The organism is Rhodopila sp., assembly GCF_035548235.1.
In the GTDB taxonomy this organism is placed as follows: domain Bacteria; phylum Pseudomonadota; class Alphaproteobacteria; order Acetobacterales; family Acetobacteraceae; genus Rhodopila.
Window position 1 is genome coordinate 1 of the sequence record NZ_DASZTJ010000060.1, and the last position, 20,692, is coordinate 20,692.

19 protein-coding genes and 1 pseudogene are annotated in these 20,692 nt (G+C 68.1%); 10 read left to right on the forward strand and 10 right to left on the reverse strand.

Annotated features, from left to right (window positions below; translation table 11 throughout):
• The 8 genes and pseudogenes from VHB27_RS24775 to VHB27_RS05210 form a co-directional block, all read left to right on the forward strand.
• Nucleotides 1–287 (forward strand): annotated as a pseudogene (locus VHB27_RS24775) (hypothetical protein); the annotation flags it as partial.
• Nucleotides 196–1,332, forward strand: coding sequence for an MSMEG_0568 family radical SAM protein (locus VHB27_RS05180; RefSeq protein ID WP_325597887.1), 1,137 nt, complete (start codon nt 196–198; stop codon nt 1,330–1,332). The pseudogene VHB27_RS24775 and the gene VHB27_RS05180, both read left to right, overlap by 92 nt.
• A complete protein-coding gene (locus VHB27_RS05185) occupies nt 1,329–1,883 on the forward strand; it encodes an MSMEG_0567/Sll0786 family nitrogen starvation N-acetyltransferase (protein WP_325597888.1) in 555 nt (184 codons plus the stop codon). Before VHB27_RS05180 ends, VHB27_RS05185 begins: the two co-directional genes overlap by 4 nt.
• Nucleotides 1,880–2,845, forward strand: coding sequence for a sll0787 family AIR synthase-like protein (locus tag VHB27_RS05190; protein WP_408903977.1), 966 nt, complete (start codon nt 1,880–1,882; stop codon nt 2,843–2,845). Before VHB27_RS05185 ends, VHB27_RS05190 begins: the two co-directional genes overlap by 4 nt.
• On the forward strand, nt 2,838–3,125 hold the full coding sequence (locus tag VHB27_RS05195) for an MSMEG_0570 family nitrogen starvation response protein (RefSeq protein WP_325597891.1): 288 nt from the start codon (nt 2,838–2,840) through the stop codon (nt 3,123–3,125). Before VHB27_RS05190 ends, VHB27_RS05195 begins: the two co-directional genes overlap by 8 nt.
• Before the next feature lie 30 nt (nt 3,126–3,155).
• Nucleotides 3,156–4,406, forward strand: a complete 1,251-nt coding sequence (locus VHB27_RS05200) for an MSMEG_0569 family flavin-dependent oxidoreductase (RefSeq protein ID WP_325597892.1) — start codon at nt 3,156–3,158, stop codon at nt 4,404–4,406.
• Nucleotides 4,407–4,499: 93 nt separating this feature from the next.
• Nucleotides 4,500–5,537 carry an MBL fold metallo-hydrolase gene (locus VHB27_RS05205; protein ID WP_325597893.1) on the forward strand — a complete coding sequence of 346 codons (1,038 nt, stop codon included), beginning with the start codon at nt 4,500–4,502 and terminating at the stop codon, nt 5,535–5,537.
• 70 nt (nt 5,538–5,607) lie between these two features.
• A complete protein-coding gene (locus VHB27_RS05210; protein WP_325597895.1) occupies nt 5,608–7,200 on the forward strand; it encodes an ABC transporter substrate-binding protein in 1,593 nt (530 codons plus the stop codon).
• Between the two features lie 131 nt (nt 7,201–7,331).
• Here VHB27_RS05210 and VHB27_RS05215 read toward each other — a convergent pair whose 3' ends face one another.
• From VHB27_RS05215 to VHB27_RS05240, 6 genes are all read right to left on the reverse strand, one after another.
• On the reverse strand, nt 7,332–7,766 hold the full coding sequence (locus VHB27_RS05215) for an OsmC family protein (protein WP_325597897.1): 435 nt from the start codon (nt 7,764–7,766) through the stop codon (nt 7,332–7,334).
• 114 nt (nt 7,767–7,880) lie between these two features.
• Nucleotides 7,881–9,962, reverse strand: a complete 2,082-nt coding sequence (locus tag VHB27_RS05220; RefSeq protein WP_325597899.1) for a molybdopterin oxidoreductase family protein — start codon at nt 9,960–9,962, stop codon at nt 7,881–7,883.
• A 104-nt stretch (nt 9,963–10,066) separates the two neighbouring features.
• Nucleotides 10,067–10,648 (reverse strand): thiamine pyrophosphate-dependent enzyme, encoded by a 582-nt coding sequence (locus tag VHB27_RS05225; protein WP_325597900.1) that lies wholly within the window; start codon nt 10,646–10,648, stop codon nt 10,067–10,069.
• 15 nt (nt 10,649–10,663) lie between these two features.
• Nucleotides 10,664–11,173: a thiamine pyrophosphate-binding protein gene (locus tag VHB27_RS05230; protein WP_325597902.1), complete on the reverse strand. Its 510-nt coding sequence runs from the start codon at nt 11,171–11,173 to the stop codon at nt 10,664–10,666.
• A 76-nt stretch (nt 11,174–11,249) separates the two neighbouring features.
• A complete protein-coding gene (locus VHB27_RS05235; protein ID WP_325597904.1) occupies nt 11,250–12,836 on the reverse strand; it encodes a DHA2 family efflux MFS transporter permease subunit in 1,587 nt (528 codons plus the stop codon).
• A complete protein-coding gene (locus tag VHB27_RS05240; protein ID WP_325597906.1) occupies nt 12,833–13,291 on the reverse strand; it encodes a MarR family winged helix-turn-helix transcriptional regulator in 459 nt (152 codons plus the stop codon). The genes VHB27_RS05235 and VHB27_RS05240 overlap by 4 nt, the downstream gene beginning before the upstream one ends.
• Before the next feature lie 227 nt (nt 13,292–13,518).
• Between VHB27_RS05240 and VHB27_RS05245 the strand changes: the two genes are divergently transcribed.
• Nucleotides 13,519–14,397, forward strand: coding sequence for an MBL fold metallo-hydrolase (locus VHB27_RS05245; protein ID WP_325597908.1), 879 nt, complete (start codon nt 13,519–13,521; stop codon nt 14,395–14,397).
• A gap of 86 nt (nt 14,398–14,483) precedes the next feature.
• Here VHB27_RS05245 and VHB27_RS05250 read toward each other — a convergent pair whose 3' ends face one another.
• A complete protein-coding gene (locus tag VHB27_RS05250; protein ID WP_325597910.1) occupies nt 14,484–14,774 on the reverse strand; it encodes a DUF1330 domain-containing protein in 291 nt (96 codons plus the stop codon).
• Nucleotides 14,775–15,025: 251 nt separating this feature from the next.
• On the opposite strand from VHB27_RS05250, the gene VHB27_RS05255 reads away from it, so the two are divergent.
• Entirely contained in the window at nt 15,026–15,658 is a 633-nt protein-coding gene (locus VHB27_RS05255) for a class I SAM-dependent methyltransferase (RefSeq protein ID WP_325597912.1), read from the forward strand.
• On the opposite strand, the gene VHB27_RS05260 is transcribed toward VHB27_RS05255, so the two are convergent.
• From VHB27_RS05260 to VHB27_RS05270, 3 genes are all read right to left on the reverse strand, one after another.
• Nucleotides 15,625–17,826, reverse strand: coding sequence for a DUF3141 domain-containing protein (locus tag VHB27_RS05260; RefSeq protein ID WP_325597915.1), 2,202 nt, complete (start codon nt 17,824–17,826; stop codon nt 15,625–15,627). The two genes, VHB27_RS05255 and VHB27_RS05260, sit on opposite strands and share 34 nt — an antisense overlap.
• 309 nt (nt 17,827–18,135) lie before the next feature.
• Complete coding sequence (locus VHB27_RS05265) at nt 18,136–19,134, reverse strand: alpha-E domain-containing protein (protein ID WP_325597917.1); 999 nt, start codon at nt 19,132–19,134, stop codon at nt 18,136–18,138.
• Nucleotides 19,119–20,543, reverse strand: a complete 1,425-nt coding sequence (locus VHB27_RS05270; protein ID WP_325597918.1) for a circularly permuted type 2 ATP-grasp protein — start codon at nt 20,541–20,543, stop codon at nt 19,119–19,121. The genes VHB27_RS05265 and VHB27_RS05270 overlap by 16 nt, the downstream gene beginning before the upstream one ends.
• Nucleotides 20,544–20,692: the final 149 nt, after the last annotated feature.

Consider the following 20,692-nt stretch of genomic DNA (forward strand, 5'->3'; position numbering starts at 1 on the left):
CGCCGCTGACCCAGGGCGAGGGCCTGCTGCTCGCCGACCTCGACATGGGCCTGATCACCAAGCGCAAGCGGATGATGGACTCGGTCGGCCACTACGCCCGTCCCGAACTGCTGCGCCTGCTGCTGGACAACCGCCCTGCCCCGCCGATGCAGACCGTCCCCTTTCCTGCTTCTTTCCCCCATGGGAGTGCCCAGGATGATCCCCACGCCGACCACCGCGACAACCAGGACGCCGCGAACGGAACACCTGATCAACGAGCTGCAATCCTTCGGCGTGCGGCTGGCTGATCCCAAGGCAGGCGTCGAAAGCCGCCGCGGCGGCGCCGGCCCTTCGGACCATAAGGCCATCACGATTGACGATACGACCGTCATGGTTCCCGTCCATACGGCACCGGCCGCCGACAGCCCCTATGTCGCCGAAGCGCCCGACGCCGCCGGCCGCAGCCGCATCCTGCGCGACGGCGTCGCGCTGGCCTCGGCCAGTTTCCCCAAGCGCCCGCGCTTCTACGACCTGAGGACCGCGGACGGCGTGCCCTACTGGCAGGTCGCGCAGTTGCACGGCCGCGACGTGCTGGCGACGACCGTGCTGCAGACCTGCGTGCGCTATCAGAGCCGCACCAAGACCTGCCAGTTCTGCGCCATCGGCCAGTCGCTCGCGGCCGGCCGCACGATCGCGCGGAAGACCCCCGCGCAACTGGCGGAAGTCGCCAAGGCAGCGGTGGAGTTGGACGGCGTGACGCATATGGTGATGACCACCGGCACCCCGCCCGGCAAGGATCGTGGCGCCGCCATCCTGGTCGAAAGCGCCGTCGCCATCCGCGCGGCCGTCGACCTGCCGATCCAGGCCCAGTGCGAACCGCCCGATACCGACGACTGGTTCCCCCGCATGCGTGACGCCGGGATCGATACGCTGGGCATGCACCTGGAGGCGGTGACCGATCCGGTCCGCCGGCGCATCATGCCGGGCAAGGCGCAGGTGCCGCTGTCGCGCTACTTCGACGCCTTCGCCGCCGCCGTGCCGGTGTTCGGCCGCGGCCAGGTCTCCACCTATATCCTCGCCGGCCTCGGCGATGCGCCGGCCGATGTCCTTGCCGTATCCGAACGGTTGATCGCGCTGGGCGTCTATCCGTTCGTCGTGCCGTTCGTGCCGATCTCCGGCACGCCGCTGGAAAACCACCCGGCGCCCGGCGCGGACGTCATGGACAGCATCCTGCGGCCATTGTCGGCGATGCTGCGGCGGTCGGGACTGCTCGCCAGCGGCATCAAGGCCGGCTGCGGCAAATGCGGCGCCTGCTCCGCGCTGTCGAGCTACGAACGGAGGGCGGCGGCATGATCATCGAAGACATCCGTCCGTTCCTGGCCTGCGAATTCCGCATCAAGTTCGCGACCCTGCCTTGGGAAAGCCGAGCGGCGGCGGGATTGCGGCGGACGGTGTTCTGTGAGGAACAGGGGATTTTCGAGGGATCGGACCGCGACGCGATCGACGAGCACGCGATCACGCTGGTGGCCCTGTCGTCCTGGGGCGTGGCGCATGAGGACGTCGTCGGGACCGTTCGCATCCACGAGGAATCTCCCAAGGAATCCGTGGGCCTGTGGTGGGGATCGCGCCTCGCGGTCTCGCGGCCTTATCGCAAGGTTGGCGCCATCGGCACGTCGCTGATCAAGCTGGCGGTCGGCTCCGCCCATGCGCGCGGCTGCACCCGCTTCCTGGCGCATGTGCAGAGCCAGAACGCGAAGCTGTTCCACGCCCTGCACTGGCATACGATCGAGGAGACCACGATCCACGGCCATCCGCATCATTTCATGTGGGCCGACCTGGCGCATTACCCACCGATCGATACGCCGGAAATCGGTTTCCTGTCGCATCTGAAACGGGCGGCCTGACGATGCACGGTCTCGCCGCCATCGCCGAGACGCTGCGCGCCAGCCGGGGCATCGCCGCCAAGGCGGACATCGCCCTGGTCGCGCGCCGCCTGGGCATCTCGGGCGCGAGCGCCGTGCCGGCGGGCGACGACTGCGCGGCGATCCCGGACGGCGATTCCTTCCTGCTGCTGGCGATCGAAGGCTTCATCAACGAGTTCGTCGCCGCCGATCCCTGGTTCGCCGGCTGGTGCGGGGTGATGGTCAACGTCTCCGACATCGCCGCCATGGGCGGACGGCCCATCGCCGCGGTCGACGCCGTCTGGTGCGCCGGCGAGGCACAGGCCGATCCGCTGCTGGGCGGGCTGGCGGCCGCGTCGGCGACATTCGGCGTGCCGCTGGTCGGCGGGCACAGCAACCTGCGCACCGACCGCCCGCAACTCTCCGTCGCCATCCTCGGGCGGGCAAAACGGCTGCTGACGTCCTTCGACGCGCAGCCCGGCGAGCACCTGGTGGCGGCGATCGACCTGCGCGGCCGTTACCGCGACCCGGTCCCGAACTGGGAAGCCGCGACCGACGCGCCGGCCGAACGGCTGCGCGGCGACCTCGAACTGCTGCCGTCGATCGCCGAGGCCGGGTTGTCGGCCGCCGCCAAGGACATCAGCCAGGGCGGCATCGTCGGCACCGCGATGATGCTGGCGGAATGTTCGCGGGCGGGCCTGACGATCGACCTGGACGCCATCCCCCGGCCCGAGGGCGTCGCGCTCGATCTCTGGCTGCGGACCTTTCCCAGCTTCGGCTACCTGCTGACCGTTGCTCCGCCGAACCTTCCCGCCACGCTCGCGCACTTCGCCGCTCGGGGCATCCGCGCCGCGTCCGTCGGCCTTGTCGAAGACGGGCACCGGGTCGACGTCCGCCAAGGCGATGCATGCGAGACAATCTGGGATTTTTCCCGCCAGGCCTTGCTGGGGTGCGCCGATGCCTGAGCTCCGCTTCATCGTCCGCTGGCCCGACGGCAGCCGCGAGACCTGCTATTCGCCGTCGACCATCGTGCGCGATCATTTCTTGCCCGGTTCGGAATACACGTTGCCCGAGTTCCTCGCGCGCAGCCGGACGGCGCTGACCGCGGCAAGCGAGCGGGTGCGGGCGCGGTACGGTTCGCCGTGTTCGCTCGCCCTCGGGCAGCTTGCCCGCATCGAGGCGACCGCGGACCGCTTTGCCGATCAGCCCGACGCTCTCGTTTTCTTTGAAACCTTCCAGGAATAGCGCCCCGAAGGATAGCACGAGGATAGTACCATGTCCGAACCCCACTACGACGTCGCGGTGATCGGCGGCAGCCAGGCCGGCCTGTCCATGAGCTATCACCTGTCGGAAGCCGGCATCGACCACGTCGTGTTCGAGAAGAACAGCCCCGGCCATGCCTGGCGCACCCAGCGCTGGGACAATTTCTGCCTGGTCACGCCGAACTGGCAGTGCAAGCTGCCGGGCTTCCCCTATCCCGGCGACGAACCGAACGGCTTCATGCCGCGCGACGAGATCGTGCGCTATGTCGAGGACTACGCCGCGCGCATCGAGGCGCCGCTGCGGCTGGGCGTCGGCGTGCAGCGCCTGGGCGCGACCGACGCCGGCTTCCGCCTGGAGACCTCTGACGGCGCTTGCACCGCCGATGCCGTGGTCCTGGCGGTCGGCGGCTACCACCAGCCGAACATTCCCCGCCTGGCGGAACGCTTGCCGGAGGGGATCGTGCAGATCCATTCCTCGGGCTATCGCAACAGCCGGCAATTGCCGCCCGGCGCGGTGATGGTCGTCGGCAGCGGCCAGTCGGGGTGCCAGATCGCCGAGGACCTGCTGCTGGACGGGCGCGACGTGCATCTGGTCGTCGGCAGCGCCCCGCGCAGCCCGCGCGCCTATCGCGGCCGGGACGCGACGGACTGGCTGTACGACCTGGGGCAATACGACTTGCCGGTGGAGCGGCATTCCCTGGGCGAGAAGGTGCGGCGGCGCGCCAACCACTACATGACCGGGCGCGGCGGCGGGCGGGAGATCGACCTGCGCCGCTTCGCCACCCAGGGAATGACGCTGTACGGCCGGCTGCTGGACCTGGCCGGCGGGCGGCTGCGGTTCGGCGACGACCTGCGCAAGAACCTCGACGCGGCCGACACCAGCTACGACAACATCTGCGCGGTGATCGACAGATACATCGACGACAACGGCATCGCGGCGCCGCCGGGCCACCGCTGCGCGCCGGTCTGGCAGCCCGGGGCGACGGTGACCGACCTGGACCCGGTCGCGGCCGGGATCTCGGCCATCGTCTGGGCCACCGGGTTCCGCAGCGACTGGTCCTGGGTCGACCTGCCGATCTTCGACGGCGCCGGATACCCGACGCACACGCGCGGCGTGACGTCCGTGCCCGGCATCTATGTCCTGGGGCTGCCCTGGCTCTACACCTGGGGGTCCGGGCGGTTCGTGGGCGTCGGCCGGGACGCGGCGTATCTGGCGGAGCGGATCCAGGCGCATCGGCATCAGGCGGCGCTGGCGGCCGCCTGATGCCGATAAGGTGAGGTTCATGCTGCATCGCGCAATGCGGATACGCGCTTTACGCCCGGTGTGTTCGAGGGTCGGGTACGCTACTTGCCGGTAATGTCCGTCGCATCGCGCCTCACCTTCCCGTTCGACGCCCCGCCGCCGCAAGGCGAGGCGCCGCTGATCGCCCCCGGCATCCGCTGGCTGCGCCTGCCGCTGCCCTATCGCCTGGACCACGTGAACATCTACCTGCTGGAGACCGGAGACGGCTGGACCGCGCTGGACACCGGGCTGGGCACCGATGCGTGCCGGCAGGCCTGGGACGCGGCGCTGGCGGGACCGCTGGCCGGCCAGCCGCTGAAGTCGCTGATCGTCTCGCATTTCCACCCCGACCATGTCGGCCTCGCCGGCTGGCTGTGCCAGCGCTTCGGTCTGGAAATGACGATGCCGCGCCCGGAATACCTGCACAGCGCGATGATCCAGTACGCGCCCGCCGATCATGGGGAGGCGGTGTTCCGCCCGTTCTACCAGCGCCACGGCCTCTCGCCCGAAGCGACCGAGATCGTCCTGTCGCGCGGCCATGAATACCTGCGCCGGACAACGGGCGTGCCGCCGTCCTATCGACGGATCAAGCACGGCGACCGCCTGCCGGTGGGCGAGCGGACGTTCCAGGTGCTGACCGGCGGCGGCCACTCGCTGGAGCAGGCGATGCTGCACCTTCCCGACCAGCGCATCTTCCTCGCCGCCGACCAGGTCATCGCCCGGATTTCCCCCAATGTGAGCGTGCATCCGATGGAGCCGGACCTGGATGCCCTGGGCATCTACCTGGCGTCGCTGCGTGCGATCCGGGACGCGGTGGGGCCGGATGTGCTGGTGCTGCCCGGACACGGACTGCCGTTCCATGGGCTGCACGATCGGATCGCCGAACTGATCGACCACCACGCCGCCCGGTGCGACGACATCGCGAAAGCCTGCCGCGAGCGGCCGTTGACGGTCGCCGAGATCGTACCGCACGTCTTCAACCGGCCGCTCGATGCGCATCAGACCGGCTTCGCGTTCGGCGAGGTGCTGGCCCATGTGAACCACATGCTGGGCCAAGAGGCGTTGCGGCTGGAGACCGACTCAAGCGGCGTGGACCGCTACCGAGCGGCATGAGGTCGTTGCCTTCTCTGGCATGGCGCCTGCATCGATGATACCGATCGCCTGACCATCCGCCGGAGTGACCATGCAGCGACGCCAGTTCCTCAGGACCGCAACAGCCGGAGCGGCGGCGCTAGCCGCGCCGCGCATCGGACGAGCCGCCGGAGCGGCCGCGTTGCGCTTCGTGCCGCAAGCCGACCTGGCGGTGCTCGATCCGGTGTTCACCACCGCTTATGTCACCCGCAACCATGCCTTCATGGTGTTCGATACGCTGTACGGGATCGACAGCGACTTCAACCCGCAGCCGCAGATGGTTGCAGGACATACCGTCGAGAACGACGGCAAGCTGTGGACCCTGACGCTGCGGGACGGGCTGCGCTTCCACGACAATACCCCCGTGCGGTCCCGCGACGCATTGGCCAGCATCCGTCGCTGGATGCAGCGCGACGCGTTCGGCGCCTCGCTGATGGCGGCGATCGATGAGATGACGGCCCCCACCGACAAGAAGCTGCAGATCAAGCTGAAGGCGCCGTTCCCCATGCTGCCCCTGGCGATGGGGCACGGCAGCAACACCATGCTGCCGATCATGCCGGAGCGCCTGGCCAACACCCCGCCCAGCCAGGCGGTCACCGACATGGTCGGCAGCGGCCCCTATCGGTTCATCGCCTCGGAGCGTGTCGCCGGCTCGCTTGCGGTCTATGAGCGCTTCGACGGCTATGTCCCGCGCGCCTCGGGCGAGCCCAGCTTCACCGCCGGACCGAAGATCGCCAGCGTCGAGCGGGTCGAGTGGCACACCATCCCCGATCCCGCGACCGCCGCGGCCGCCTTGCAGGCGGGGGAGATCGACTGGTGGGAGAACCCGACCTCCGACCTGCTGCCGCTGCTGAAAAAGAACTCGGCGATCGTGACCGAGATCCTGGATACCGCCGGCAATATCGGCTTCCTGCGCGTGAACAGCCTGCTGCCGCCGTTCGACAACCCGGCGATCAAGCATGCGCTGCTGGGGGCGATCAACCAGACCGATTTCATGCAGGCGGTGGTCGGCGACGATCCCGCGATGTACCACGTCAAGGCGGGCGTCTTCACGCCCGGCACCCCGCTGGCGACCGATGTCGGGCTGAACGTCTTTCCCGACGGCGCGCCCGACTACGCCAAGGTCCAGCAGGCGCTGAAGGCCGCCGGCTACAAGGGGGAGAAGGTGACGTTCATCGCCGCCTCCGACTTCCCGGCGATCAACGCGCTGTGCGAGGTCAGCGCGGACATGTTCAAAAGGGCCGGGTTCAACCTCGACTACCAGTCGACGGACTGGGGATCGGTGACCCAGCGGCGCAACAACCAGGGGCCGCCGGCGCAAGGGGGATGGAACGCCCACTGCACCTACACCGCGGGCTACGACCTGCTGACGCCCGCCACCAACCCGTCGCTGAACGCGATCGGCAAGGCGGGCTTCGTCGGCTGGCCGACGGACCCCAAGCTGGCGGCGCTGCGCACGGCCTGGTTCAACGCGCCGGACCTGACAGCGCAGAAGGCGATCTGCCGGGACATCCAGACCCAGTTCTGGCAGGACCCGCCTTACGTGCCGCTGGGCCAGTTCTTCCTGTCGACGGCGTATCGGCGGACGCTGAGCGGGATCCTGAAAGGATCGTTCACGCTGTTCTGGAACGTGGTGAAGGCCTGAAGCGACCGAACGCGGCGTGACTGAGCCTGGCCCCGTCAGGCGGACCTAGGCCCGCCACCCACGCCTTTCCTCCGCCGGCACCACAAGGCGTCAATGGTCGGGCCAAGCCCGACCACGACGGGACCGTCCCCTTACGCGACCAGCGTCGCCTCCAACGTGATCTCGGCGTTCAGCACCTTCGAGACCGGGCAGTTCGCCTTCGCGGTCTGCGCCAGTTCCTGGAACTTCGCGTTATCCAGCCCCGGCACCTTCGCCTTCAGCACCAGATGGACCGCGCTGATCTTGAAGCCGCCCTCGACCTGGTCCATCGACAGCGTCGCGTCGCAATTCAGGCTCTCCGGCGGATGGCCGGCGCCGCTAAGCTGGAACGCGGTCGCCATGCTGAAGCAGCCGGCATGGGCGGCGGCGATCAACTCCTCGGGATTGGTGCCCTTGCCGTCGCCGAAGCGCGCCAGGTAGCTGTAGGGCGTGTCCTTCAGCGTCGCGCTCTGGGTCGTCAGGCTGCCGGTGCCGTCCTTGCCGCTGCCGTGCCACGCCGCCGACGCCCGCCGCTTGATCTGAGCCATGTCTCTGCTCCCCTCTTCCTTGTCGCAGCCGCCCCGCTCGGGCGGCCTCCCTGGATATAGGGTGCCGTCCCGGGACGTCGCGTGACAATTGACCGAGGCCGCGCGATCGGCGCCCTATTCGGCGGCAAGCGGCAGTTCCGCGGCCTCGACGCGGAGCCAGACGGCGGTGTCGTGGAACACCGCGCCGCCCCAGGGCGGGCCGGGTTCGTCGCTGGTCAGCGCGTTGATGCCGATGCCGCCTTCGTAGCACTCGCTGGGCCAGATGCTCTCGGCCACCAGCACGCCCGGCTGCTGCTCGGCGCCGATCCGCACGTGCAGCACGACCTCGCCCCGCGCATTGCCCAGCCGCACCTTGGTTCCTTCCGCCATGCCGAACCGGACGGCATCGTCGGGATTGACCAGGACGGTGGGACGGACTTCGCGTTTTCGGCTATAGGGCATCTCGGTGAACGAGGTGTTGAGGAAGCTGCGGGCCGGCGCCGTCACCAGGCGGAACGGCGCGTCGGCGGTCGCCGCATCGATGTTCGCCAGGTGATCCGGCAGCTTCGGCATCAGCGCATGGTCGTCGCCCAGCGACTTCCAATCGGGCGCGAAACGGTACCGCTTGTCCGGCGCGCCGAACCCGTCGATGAAATGCGCGGTCTCGAACGGCGGCATGACGTCGATCCAGCGCTTCTCCAGCACCGTCTTCGCGTCGGGCCAGCCGGAGATGCGCAGCGTCTCATCGATGATCTCCCACGCCGTCATCGAGAACCCGCGATGCGTCGCGCCCAGCCGACCGGCGAGGCCCTGCAGCACCTCGTGGTTCGAACGGCATTCGCCCGGCGGCTCGATCAGCTTGGGGCCGATCTGGATGTGGCTGTGGCCGCCGGCCTGGTAGAGATCGTCATGCTCCATGAACATCGTGGCCGGCAGCACGATGTCGGACCAGCGTGCCGTTTCGGTCAGAAACTGTTCATGCGTGGCGACGAACAGGTCGTCTCGTCCGAAACCACGCCGCACGCGGTTGCTGTCGGGGCAGACGGTGACCGGGTTCTGGTTCTGGATCAGCATCGCGGTGACCGGCGGGCCGCCCTTCAGCGCCGCCTTGTCGTTGGTCAGCACGCTGGCGATGCGGCTCATGTCCAGTTCGCGGATGCTGGTGTCGCGGACGTCCAGCCCCTCGATCAGCGTCTTGTTCCATTTGTAGATCGAGCGGTTCGACCACAGCGCGCCCCCGCCTTCGTGCTGCCAGGCGCCGGTCACCGATGGCAGCGAAACGACCGCGTGCATCGCCGCCGCGCCGTTGCGGCTGCGGGTGAAGCCGTAGCCGCAACGGATGTAGCTGCGCCTGGTCTGGCCGTAGAGCCTGCCGAACGCCTCGATCCGTTCCACGGGGATGCCGGTGATCGCCGACGCCCAGTCCGGGCCCCGCGCGCGCAGATGCGCCTCCAGCGCATCGGGACAATCGGTGTAGCGCGCCATGTAGTCACGGTCGGCGTAGCCGTCGCGGAAGGCGATATGCATCACCGCGCAGGCCAGCGCCGCATCGGTGCCGGGACGCGGCGCCAGGTGCATGTCCGCCACGGCGGCGGTCGGCGTGCGATACGGGTCGATGACCACGAATTGCGCACCGCGCTCCTTCCTGGCGCGCGACACATGGGTCATCACGTTGACCTGGGTGGAGACGGGATTGCCGCCCCACATCACCACCAGGTCGGACTTCTCCATCTCCCGCGGGTCCGGTCCGCGCGTGACGCCGACGCCCGCCATCCAGCCGATTTCCGCCAGCGCGGTACAGATCGTGTTCCGCTGGCGGGAGTATTTCATCTCGTGCCGCAGGCGGTGGATGCCGTCGCGCTGCACCAGGCCCATGGTGCCGGCATAGTAGAACGGCCAGACCGCCTCCGACCCCAACCTGGCCGTTTCGGCGATGAAGCGTTCGGCGATGCGGTCCAGCGCCTCCTCCCACGGGATCGGACGGAACTGGCCGCTGCCCTTGGGACCGGTGCGCAGCAGCGGGCGGGTCAGGCGATCGGGATGATGGACCCGTTCCCGGTAATGGGCGACCTTGTTGCAGATGACACCAGCGGTGTAGCTGTTCTCCGCCGCGCCGCGCACCGACCCGATGCGGGCGCCGTCGATGACCTCGATCGACAGGGCGCAGGTGGAGGGACAGTCATGCGGGCAGACGGAGGATTTCTGGACGCTTGGCATCCTGAAAGCCTATGCGGAAGTCAGCTCCAGGTGCAACGGGCGCCCTTCAGGTCACGCCGGTTCGGGAATCCCGTTTTACCGGACCATGACGGGGTGGACCGCCGCTAGCCCACCCCCAATGCCGCGCGCAGGTCGGCGACGACAAGGTCCGCGCCGCGCTTGCGCCATTTGACGCGCTGGCCGATCGGGGTGTTCTCCACCTCCGGCGCGACCTTCAGCGCCACGAACACCGGGCCCGGCGCCGCCATGATCCTCGGCAGCGCCTGCTTCACCGACTCCAGCCGGTCGAAACCGTACGCCGACGGGTAGCCGCTGGCCTTCGCGACGGCGGCGTAGTCGACCTTGCCCGCGTTCGGCACCGGCTGGCCGCCGGTCGTCGCGTAGACTTCGTTGTCCAGCACGAAATGATAGAAATTCGCCGGCGCCTGTTCGGCGATGGTCGGCAACTGCCCCAGGCTCATGAGGATATCGCCCTCGGAATCGAACAGGATCACCCGCCGGTCCGGCTGCGCCAGCGCAAGACCCAGGCCGAATCCGGCATGGCCGCCCATGGCGGGATCGCCCAGCGGCAGGTCCATGACGGTGTCGCTGATCGCCATCCAATGCCGCCCGCCGCGGCCGGAGATCACGATCGCATCGCCCCGGTGCTCCGCGATCAGTGCGAGGACGTCGGCTGCGTACATCATCGTCTCGTCCTCCGTTCAGCGGTTGAAGCCGTGGAATTCATCGCCGACCAGCACGACGACCGGCCCGCGCGTCTGCGCCGCAAGGTCGAACGCGGTCGAGATCCGGTCGGCGTCGTCGTCGTTCTCCACCAGGAAGAACGGGATGTTGAACGCCATCAGGAAGCGTTCGGTATAGGTCGCGGCGGTGTCGGTGATGACGCCATGGCGGGTGTAGCCACGATAGCCGACCATCAGCACGACGGGGATCTTCAGCCCCATCAGCCAGCCGCGGATGGAATCGCCGGATTCCAGCATGCCGGTGTTCTGGATCAGGATCATCGGCCTGCGCCCGCCGGCGAACAGGCCCGCGGCGATGGAGCACGCGTGCCCTTCCCGCGTCACGCCGACCAGCCGCAGGTTCGGTTCGGCGAGCATCAGCATATACAGCCAGTTCGTTTCGCTGTCCGGCAGCCACACCACCTCGGTGACCCCGTTGCGCCGCATCTGCTGGATCACGGTTTCCGGGCTGAGCGCAGTCTTACTCATCGTCCCTGTCCTCCTGGTCCCTGTCCCCCTTGGCCGGCTACAGTGCGACCACCCGGAGGGATAGGCAACTCGCCGGTCACTTCCCGACGGCGGAGGACGGCGAACGCGTCAGCAGCAGCAGCGGCATCACGGCGATGGCCAGGACCAGCATGAGCTTGAAGTCGTCGATATAGGCGATCGTCTGCGCCTGCCTTGTGACTTCCTCGTTCAACATGGCGATGCCCTTGGCGGTCGCGGGATTCCAGAGCCGCGCCGCGGCGCCGATATGCAGCATCCGGTTGAACGGCGTGACGCTGCCGGCGATCAGCGCGTGGTTCACCTGCGTGTTGGACACCAAGAGCGACCCGGTCACCGAGATGCCGATCGCGCTGCCCAGGTTGCGCATCAGGCTGTAGATGCCGGCCGCCTCGGTCCGCAGCGTCGCCGGCAGGGTGGCGAAGGTGATGATGTTGATCGGGATGTTCATGAACCCGATGCTGAGGCCCTGCAGGAAGCCGACGGCGATCATCGTGGTCTCGGCGACGTCGGGGGTCCAGGACGTCATCAGGTGCAGCGCATAGGCGCCGGTGGCGAAGCCGACGCCGACCAGAAGCCGCGGACTGACCCGGCGGATCACCCGTCCGCAGAACATCGCGGCCAGCATCAGCCCGGCGCCGCGCGGCGCCAGCACGATGCCCGCGGTCACCACCGGATAGCCCATCAGCGTCTGCAGATAGGGCGCCAGCAACGCCAGCGTGGCGTACATGATCAGCCCCAGCGTGAAATACAGCGTGATGCCGACGACGAAATTGCGGTCGGTGAACAGCACCGGCGACAGGAACGGCCGCCGCCCCAGGAAGAACTGCACCAGGAATATGTAGAACCCCACCCCGGCCAGCACGGCTTCCAGGATGATTTCGTTGGAAGCGAACCAGTCCAGCGTCTCGCCGCGATCCAGCATGGTCTGGAACGCCCCGATCGCCAGGCTGAGCGCGCCGAAGCCGATCCAGTCCAGTCGGACGACGTTGCCGTGCGGGGTCTCCTTCAGGAACGCCAGCAGGCCCAGGACCGTCACGATGCCGAACGGCACGTTGATGTAGAAGACCCAGCGCCAGCTTTCGTTTTCCGTCAGCCAGCCGCCCAGGATGGGACCGCAGATCGGTCCGACCATCACGCCCATGGTCCAGATCGCCATCGCGGCGCCGCGCTGCTCCACCGGATAGATGTCGTACATCACCGATTGCGACAGCGGCACCAGCGACGCGCCGAAGACGCCCTGTATGACGCGGAAGATGACGATCTCGGGCAATGAATCCGCCATCCCGCACAGGATCGACGCCACGGTGAACCCGGACACGGCGGTCACGAACAGCCGCGTGCGGCCGAAGCGGGCGGCGAGGAACCCGGTCGGCGTCGTCATGATCGCCGCCGCGACGATGTAGCTGGTCAGCACCCAGTTGATCTCGTCCTGGCTGGCCGACATCGTGCCCTGCATATACGGCAGCGCCACGTTGGCGATGGTGCTGTCCAGCGACTGCATCAGCGTCGCCAGGATCGTGCAGATCGTGACCAAGGTGCGGATGCCGGGGGAGATCGGCTCCGGCTCCGCCGCCTGCGGCTTGGCCTTGATCGCATCGTCCTCCGCCGCACGCGCGGATCGCGTGCCGACGTCGGAGGCGCTCATGCCTCGCGGTCCTGTTCGGCGGCGAGGTTGCGGCAGACCAGTTCCAACACGCGGGTCGCGCCCTCCAGGTCCTGGTCCGACAGCCCCACCAGCGTCGCCGCCCGGACCTCGCGGGAGGCGGCCTCGACCTGCTCGATCACCGCCAGGCCGCGGCCGGTGACGGTGATGATCTTGGCGCGGCGGTCGCCGCTTTCTTCCCGCCGCTCGATCAGACCGGCGGTTTCCAGCGCATCCAGCAGGCGGACGACCGAGGAGCCGTCCAGCACCAGCGATGCCGCCAGGTCCTTCTGCCGCATCGGCGCGGGGGCCCGAGCGATATGGATCAGCGGGAGCCAGGTGGCCTCGGTGAGACCGAAGGGCTGCAGCCTCCGGTCCACCGACCGCCGCCATTGCCGCGCCGCTCGGGCCACCAGGCTGCCGAACCCGTCGCGGAGTTGTCCAGGTCGCTTCGTCATGATGGCTGCTTGGTCATGGCATGGTTCGGGGCGGGTTTCGGATCGGGGCGGGTTTCGGATCGATTGGCCTACCAATATATGGTACGCCATTTATTGGGATGCAGGTCAAGTCCCACGATGCCGGAACCGGCCCTCCCTTCCGCCGGCGCAAGGACCTTGGCCTCACGATTTTGCGCCCGCTGCGATTGCCCCTAACATCCTCCCGACAATCGACCAGGGAGAGCGCCATGACCACGACGACGTTCAGGATCGGCGACACCACGATCCACCGAATCATCGAGATGGAATGCGGCTTCACCCCCGCGCTGGAATTCCTGCCCAAGCTGACGCCGGCGATGCTGGACGAAAGCCGTCCCTGGATGGCGAAGCCGCCCGCCCTGGATGCCGAGGACCGGCTGATCCTGTGTTTCCAGTCCTATATCATCCGGACCCCGAAACATACGATCCTGATCGATAGCTGCGTCGGCAACGACAAGGACCGCCCGGCCCGCCCGCTCTGGAACAAGAAGCAGGACACCGTCTTCATGGACGGGCTGAAAGCCTGCGGACTGACGGTGAACGACATCGATTACGTGCTGTGCACGCATCTCCATGTCGACCATGTCGGCTGGAACACGCGGCTGGAGAACGGCCGCTGGGTGCCGACCTTCCCCAACGCGCGCTACCTGTTCTCGAAGATCGAGCTCGATTTCTGGCTGGCGGAGAACGAGAAGGAACTGGTGGCCCCGATCGCCGACAGCGTGATCCCGATCGTCGAGGCGAAGAAGTGCGACCTCGTCACCAGCGATTACGGGCTGGACGACCTGGTGTCGCTGGTCCCGTCGCCGGGGCATACGATCGATCATTACGCGGTCACGCTGGGCAAGACCGGCAAGGACGCGGTGTTTACCGGCGACCTGATCCATACGCCGTTGCAGGCGAAATGGCCGGACCTCGCCATGCGCATCGATTACGACGGCAACCAGAGTTCCGCCACGCGGCGGAAATTCCTGGAGACCTACTGCGACACCAGCACGCTATGCTGCTTCGCGCATTTCCCGACCCCGTCGCGCGGCTATGTCAGGCGCTTCGGCGACGGGTTCCGTTGCGAGTATGTGACGGATTAAAGACGTTCCAGCTAAAGCCCCCGTCACGGCCCACCTCGTCGCGGGCCATGACGGGGTGGGCAGGGTGGGACGCAGTCCGCCGGCCGTCAGACCCCCTCCACCAGCCTGATGTCCCGTTCGGCGCCATTCCCCAGCGCCGCCAACGCCTCCTGGTACGCCGGCGAATCATGCGCCGCGACCGCCTGCTCCAGGCTGTCGAACACGATGACCACGGTCCGCTGGTTCAGCCCCGCCTCATAGGTCTTGGCGGGCACCCCGCGCACCAGGAACGTCCCGCCGCCCGCGGCGATGGCGGGGCCCGCCAGCTTCGCGTAAGCGGCAAGCTTGTCGGGGTCCGTCACCGCCCGATACGTCCCGATCCAATATGTCTTGGCCATGTAACCTCCGCGAAATAGCCGCGCCACTCTGCCGCGCGGCGACCAAGGACGCAATCGCGACCCGCGGCGGGCCCGCGGCGACTGTCACGGTTTCTTAGCAATTCTTGTGCTTCGATTTGATGACCGATCGCTTTATTGCAATGAACTCTGTTGGCAACCACGACGATCGGCCGAACGCAGGTGATTCGTCTGATCGTTTCCATTCACCGCCGGCCGGCTCCGCACCGTCGCCCCGAGGGACAAACGACCGCATGACACAATTCGCCAAAGCCCTGCCGATCCGCGCCGTCCGCGAGCCGGACGCCGAACCCGTCGCGAATCCGGCGATGTTCTTCCGCCGCTGGCTCGCCAATCCCCTCCAGATGGGGTCCATCGTTCCGTCCTCGGCCGCCCTGTGCAGCCGCATCGTCCGCCACACCAGGCGCGAGCCGGACGAGTTCGTGCTGGAACTCGGCGCCGGCACCGGCGTGATCTCGGCCGCCCTGCTGGGCGGCGGCGTGCCCCCGGAACGGCTCTGCGTCGTCGAGATCGTTCCGGACATGGCAAGGCATCTGCGCGGCGTGCTGCCCGGCGTGACGGTGATCGAGGGCGACGCGCGCGAACTGGCGCACCTCGTCCCGCGGGATTGGCTGGGCCGGATCGGCACCGTCGTCTGCGGCATCCCGCTGGTGCTGCTGGCCAAGCCGATGCAGCGCCGCTTCATCGACGCGATCGAGGCCGTCGCGCCGGGCCGCGGCTTCCTGCACTACAGCTATTGCGCCACGTCGCCCCTGCCGGCGCGGGCGCACGGGCTGACCGCAAAGCGCGAGGCCTGGACGCCGCTGAACTTCCCGCCGGCCAGCGTCTGGCGCTACACGCCGGCGACGGGCGCCGCGCGAGGCTGACGGGGCGACGGGCCAGCCGGGGGCCGGGCACCGGCGCCCAGCACCGCGTCCAGCCGCGCCAGCCTTTCCTGTTCGCCCGGCGTCAGCCCGCCGGGGGCGCCGACGATGGACCGGACGTTCTCCAGCAGCGCGGCGCGGTCCGCGGCGTCGGGAACGATCGCCGCCAGGGCGTCGACCGCGTCCTCGCGCGCCAGCAACAGCACCTCGAACTGATCGCGCACGGCCGCCTTGAACTGCGAGGGCGTCAGATGGCCCAGTGTCCGCAGGACGCGGCTGAGCGCCGCGGCGCAGCGTTCGTCCAGCGACCGTTCAGCCGATGCCACATAGAGCATGGCACGGATCAGCGCGTCGCCGAACGTGCCCTTGGTCATCTCCGCCCGCGCCGTGTCGCGATAGGCGCGCTGCTCGTTCACCTCCTCGGCGGTGACGCCGGGCAGGCCGCGCGCCGGTTCGTCCGTGTTCAGGCCCAGCAGCCCCTGCACGATGGGGGAACCGTAGACGGAAAAGAAGACCTGTTCGGCCAGCGAGTCGCGCATGTCGCGCCAGGCATCCAGGGCGGCGACGATCCGGTCGGAGACCTGCCGCTGCAGCGTCAGGAACGGATTGTCCCCCGTCGCCGGCGTGCGGTCCCGTGCCGCCTCCGAGGCCAGCGGCGCGATCGCCTTCATCCACGGATTGCCGTCCGCGAACATCGTGTAGCCCAGGCGCAGCGGATGCAGCTTCATCATCGCATCCGCCATCGGCTGGCTGACCATCGCCTTGACCGCGGGCTGCCAGAAGGTGCGGTAGAGCGACAGGTTGATCTCCGACACCCGCGCCGCGGCAGCGAAGGCGCGATCGTCCTCCACGCTGTTGCGGCCCAGCGCTCGGATGTCGTCCAGGGACCGCGCCTCGATGCGGCTCAGCCACGCGCCCCCGCCCGAGCCGGCCGGTCGCGGCGTGATCACCAGCTCGTAAAGCCCCGGCGGCAGGCAGTCGATCATGTCCATCAGGCGCAGGATCTCCTCGTCCTCCTTGGCGCCGACCTTGGCGGAAACGAAGATCGCCAGGTGCCCGGCGGTCTGGTCGAGGCAATAGACGATCGTGCGTTCCCGCGCGCGGATGTCCGCCACGTCCCGGTAGAGATCGAGAATCCAGCCCAGGGTCTGCTGCGGCGGGCTGATATTGTCGCCGAACGAGGTGAAGACGATGATCGGCGCGGTGATGGCGCGCAGGTCGAACACCTTGCCGTCGCTCGACGTGATCCGGTTGCGCGTCAGCTTGTCGCCGATGAAGAGCTGGTCCACCAGGAACTGGATCTCGCGGCCGTTGAGCACGACGAAATCGCCCCACCACTTCTCGAACTCCAGGTAGCGGCCGGCTTCGGTATCGACGTTCGCATAGACGCCGTACTGCTTGCCCCACAGCCAGTTGCCGGGGTTCAGGACGTCGAAGTTCAGGATCAGCCAGGCGCCGTCGAACTTGCCGTTGCCCAGGTCGCTGGTCAGCGCCGTCAGCCAGCTTCCGCCCAGCAGGCCCCCCGTGTAGCGCATCGGGTTCTTGCCCCGGACGCCCTGCCAGTACGACATCGGCGAGCCGGCCACCATGACCGGTCCGAACAGGTCGGGCCGCAGCGCCGCGACCATCAGCGTCTGATAGCCCGCCTGGCAGTTGCCGATGGCGAAGGCCGGCGGCGCATCGGGGTGATGGTCGCGGATGCGCTCGAAGAACATGACCTGGCCTTCCACCACGTCCAGGAAGCCCTGGTCCGGTTCCGGCTGCGCGGAGAAATGGATGAAATAGACCGGATGGCCCGCGTTCAGCGCGTCGCCGATCTCGCTGTCCGGCTTGAAGCCGCCGATGCCGGGCCCCTGGCCGGCACGCGGATCGATGACCACCACGGGCCGTTTGCGGGGGTCGATCGTCACGCCGGGCGGCGGCAGGATGCGGGACAGCGAGTAGTTGATCGGCCGCTTCAGCCCATGGCCGCTGATCAGCACCTCATGGCCGAAGCGCAGCACGGTGGCGCTGGGTCGCGCGGTGATCGCGGCCTGCTGGTTGCCGCGGCGGCGCAGCGCATCCAGGAACAGCACGCCGCGCTGGGCGGCATCGACGGCGTATTCCCGCCAGGGCCCGGCGACGGGGGCCGTGGCGAGGGAAGCAGGCAGGGTGGTTGGGTTGGTGTCCATGGGGGACCCTCCGGGGCTGCGGAAACGCGGCACCCACGGGGCGACGTGAACGCCCGGAACCGGATTTTACCAGACGCCGCCTGAGGAAACTGCATGCCAGGCGGATGGCGGCGTCCTGGCCCTCCCTCCGCGTGGGTTGCTTGGGGCGTTCATAGCAAGGGCCTCGCCCTTCCGGAAGGGTCGGGATTTTGACCGATTCGTGTCCCCGCTCCCTCGTCATGGCCCGGCTTGACCATCCCATGCCTCGGTGGAGGAAGATGACCCGGTCGAGCCGAACCATGACGGGACGGCGGTTCCCGGCAGCGATCGTCAATCCGCGAAGGTCGCCACGATATCCCCGTGCAGCGCGCCGATTTCCCGCTGCACCGCGTCCAGGAACGGCGACAGTTTCCCGCCCACCATGCGCGCCACGTTCTCGTAGGACAGGCCGGCGTTCAACTCTTCCAGCCGTTCCAGCGCGGTGCCGACGCGGCGCAAGCCATAGCGGCTGCGCAACTGCGTCAGGTGCCATTCGGCCTGCGCCAGGTTCAGCCCCGCCGAACGCGGGAAGGCCGTGTTCGACAGCAGGAAACACGCCACCTGCCGCGGCTCATAGCCACTGGGATGCTCGCGCCGGTACGCGTGGTAGCCGGCGGCGGCGCGCAGCAGGGCGTTCCAGGCGCCGGCGTCGATATCCGCGTCGGCCGCCTCGTGATGCGGCACCAGGGCGTGGAAGCGCGTGTCGAGCAGGCGGGTGGTCTGGTCGGCGCGCTCCAGGTAGCGGCCGATCATGTAAAAGTGCCAGGCCTGGTCGCGATAGAACGTGCCCTCGGTGATGCCGGTGTGCGACTGGGCGCCGTCCTTCAGCATCGCGCAGACGGCGGTGAAATGCTCCGGCGTGACCATGGCGCTGTCCAGGGCGCGGATGCGGCCGTGGAACACGTTGATCTGCAGCCACATCTCGGTCGAGATCAGCGCCCGCAGCGTGCGCGCGTTCTCCTTCGCCGCCTCGATGCAGCCCTGGACCGAGGTCGGGTTCCCGGCGTCCAGCAGATAGAATTCCCCGACCGTCCGCTGGGTCGCGGCGCTGTGCTTCTTGTAGAACGCCTCCAAGTCGCCGTTGATGCGCGGGATCGACAGCCAGTTGCGCGTATCGTCGGCATCGCGCGCGAAGGTGTTGGTGACGTCCAGGATCCGGGCGAGGTTCTCGATCCGCTCCATGTAGCGGGCCAGCCACAGCGTCGCTTCGGCGTGGCGGGCGATCAGGTGGACGTTCTGGGGCCGCGTGCCTTCGATCACGTCGCTCATGTCGGTCACGCCAGCACCCATGTGTCTTTCGACCCGCCTCCCTGCGAGGAATTCACCACCAGCGTGCCTTGCCGCAGCGCCACGCGGGTCAGCCCGCCCGGCAGCACCCAGGTGCTCTTGCCGGTGATCGCGAAGGGCCGCAGGTCGACATGGCGGGGCCGCACGCCGTCGTCGGTCAGCGTCGGCGAAACCGAAAGCTGCAAGGTCGGCTGGCTGATGTAATTCGACGGGTCCGCCTTCAGCCGCGCCCGGAACTCCTCAAGCTGCGCCTTGGAGGCATGCGGGCCGATCAGCAGGCCATAGCCGCCGGACTCCGCCACCGGCTTGACCACCAGTTCGTGCAGGTGATCCAGCGTATAGGCCAGCGCATCCGGTTCGGCGCAGATCCGTGTATCGACATTCTTCAGGATCGGCTCCTCCGACAGGTAGTATCGGATGATCCGGGGCATGTAGGCATAGATCGCCTTGTCGTCGGCCACGCCGGTGCCGACGGCGTTGGCGATCGCCACCGACCCGCGCCGCCACGCCTCGATCAGCCCGCGCACGCCCAGCATCGAGTCGGGGCGGAACGCATCGGGGTCCAGGAAGTCGTCGCCGATGCGGCGATAGATCGTGTGCACCGCCGCGAGGCCGGCGGTGGTGCGCATCCAGACCTTGCCGTCCTCCACCACCAGGTCGCGGCCCTCGACCAGCGGCACGCCCATCTCGCGCGCCAGGAACACATGCTCGAAATAGGCGGAGTTGAAGATGCCGGGCGACAGCACGACGACCTGCGGATCGAGCACCGACGGCGGCGCGATGTCCGACATCGCGTTGTGCAGCCGCAGCCCGTACTCGTCGACGCCGCGCACCGTCAGGCCGGTCATCAGGTCCGACATCACGCGCAGGCTCATGTGGCGGTTCTCCACCACGTAGGCGACGCCCGACGGGGTGCGCGCGTTGTCCTCCAGCACCCGGAACTCGCCGGTTTCGTCGCGGACGATGTCCGTGCCGCAGATATGGACATACGTCTTGTACGGCACGTCGAACCCGACCATCGCGTCGCAGTACCCGCCGTTCTTCAGCACCAGCTCGGCCGGCACGACCTTGTCGGCGAGGATCTTCCGGCCGTGATAGATGTCGTGCAGAAACATGTTCAGCGCTTTGACGCGCTGGATCACGCCGGTTTCGATATGATGCCACTCGGCCGGCGTCAGCACGCGGGGAATCAGGTCGAACGGCAGGATGCGGTCGATCGCCGTCGCGTCGGAATAGACGGTGAAGGTGATCCCCCGCTCCAGCAGGTCGCGTTCGGCATCGGCGGCACGCTGGCGCAACGATGCGATCGGCAGGGCCGCGAGGCGGGAGATCAGTAGCGACAGCGTCGGGTGCGGCGGTTCGCCCTGCCGCATCATTTCACAGAAAAAGGGACCGGGATCATACCCTTGCATGCTGCCAAGCGGGACACCCCCAGGAAAGACGGCGGCCGGACCGGTACCGGCGCGGGCTGGCTGTGACTGGGACTGAACCGCACCACCTGGCTGCATGCGCGTCTCCGTTTCGCAACGCGGCATGATAGACAAAACACCCGGTGTGGGAA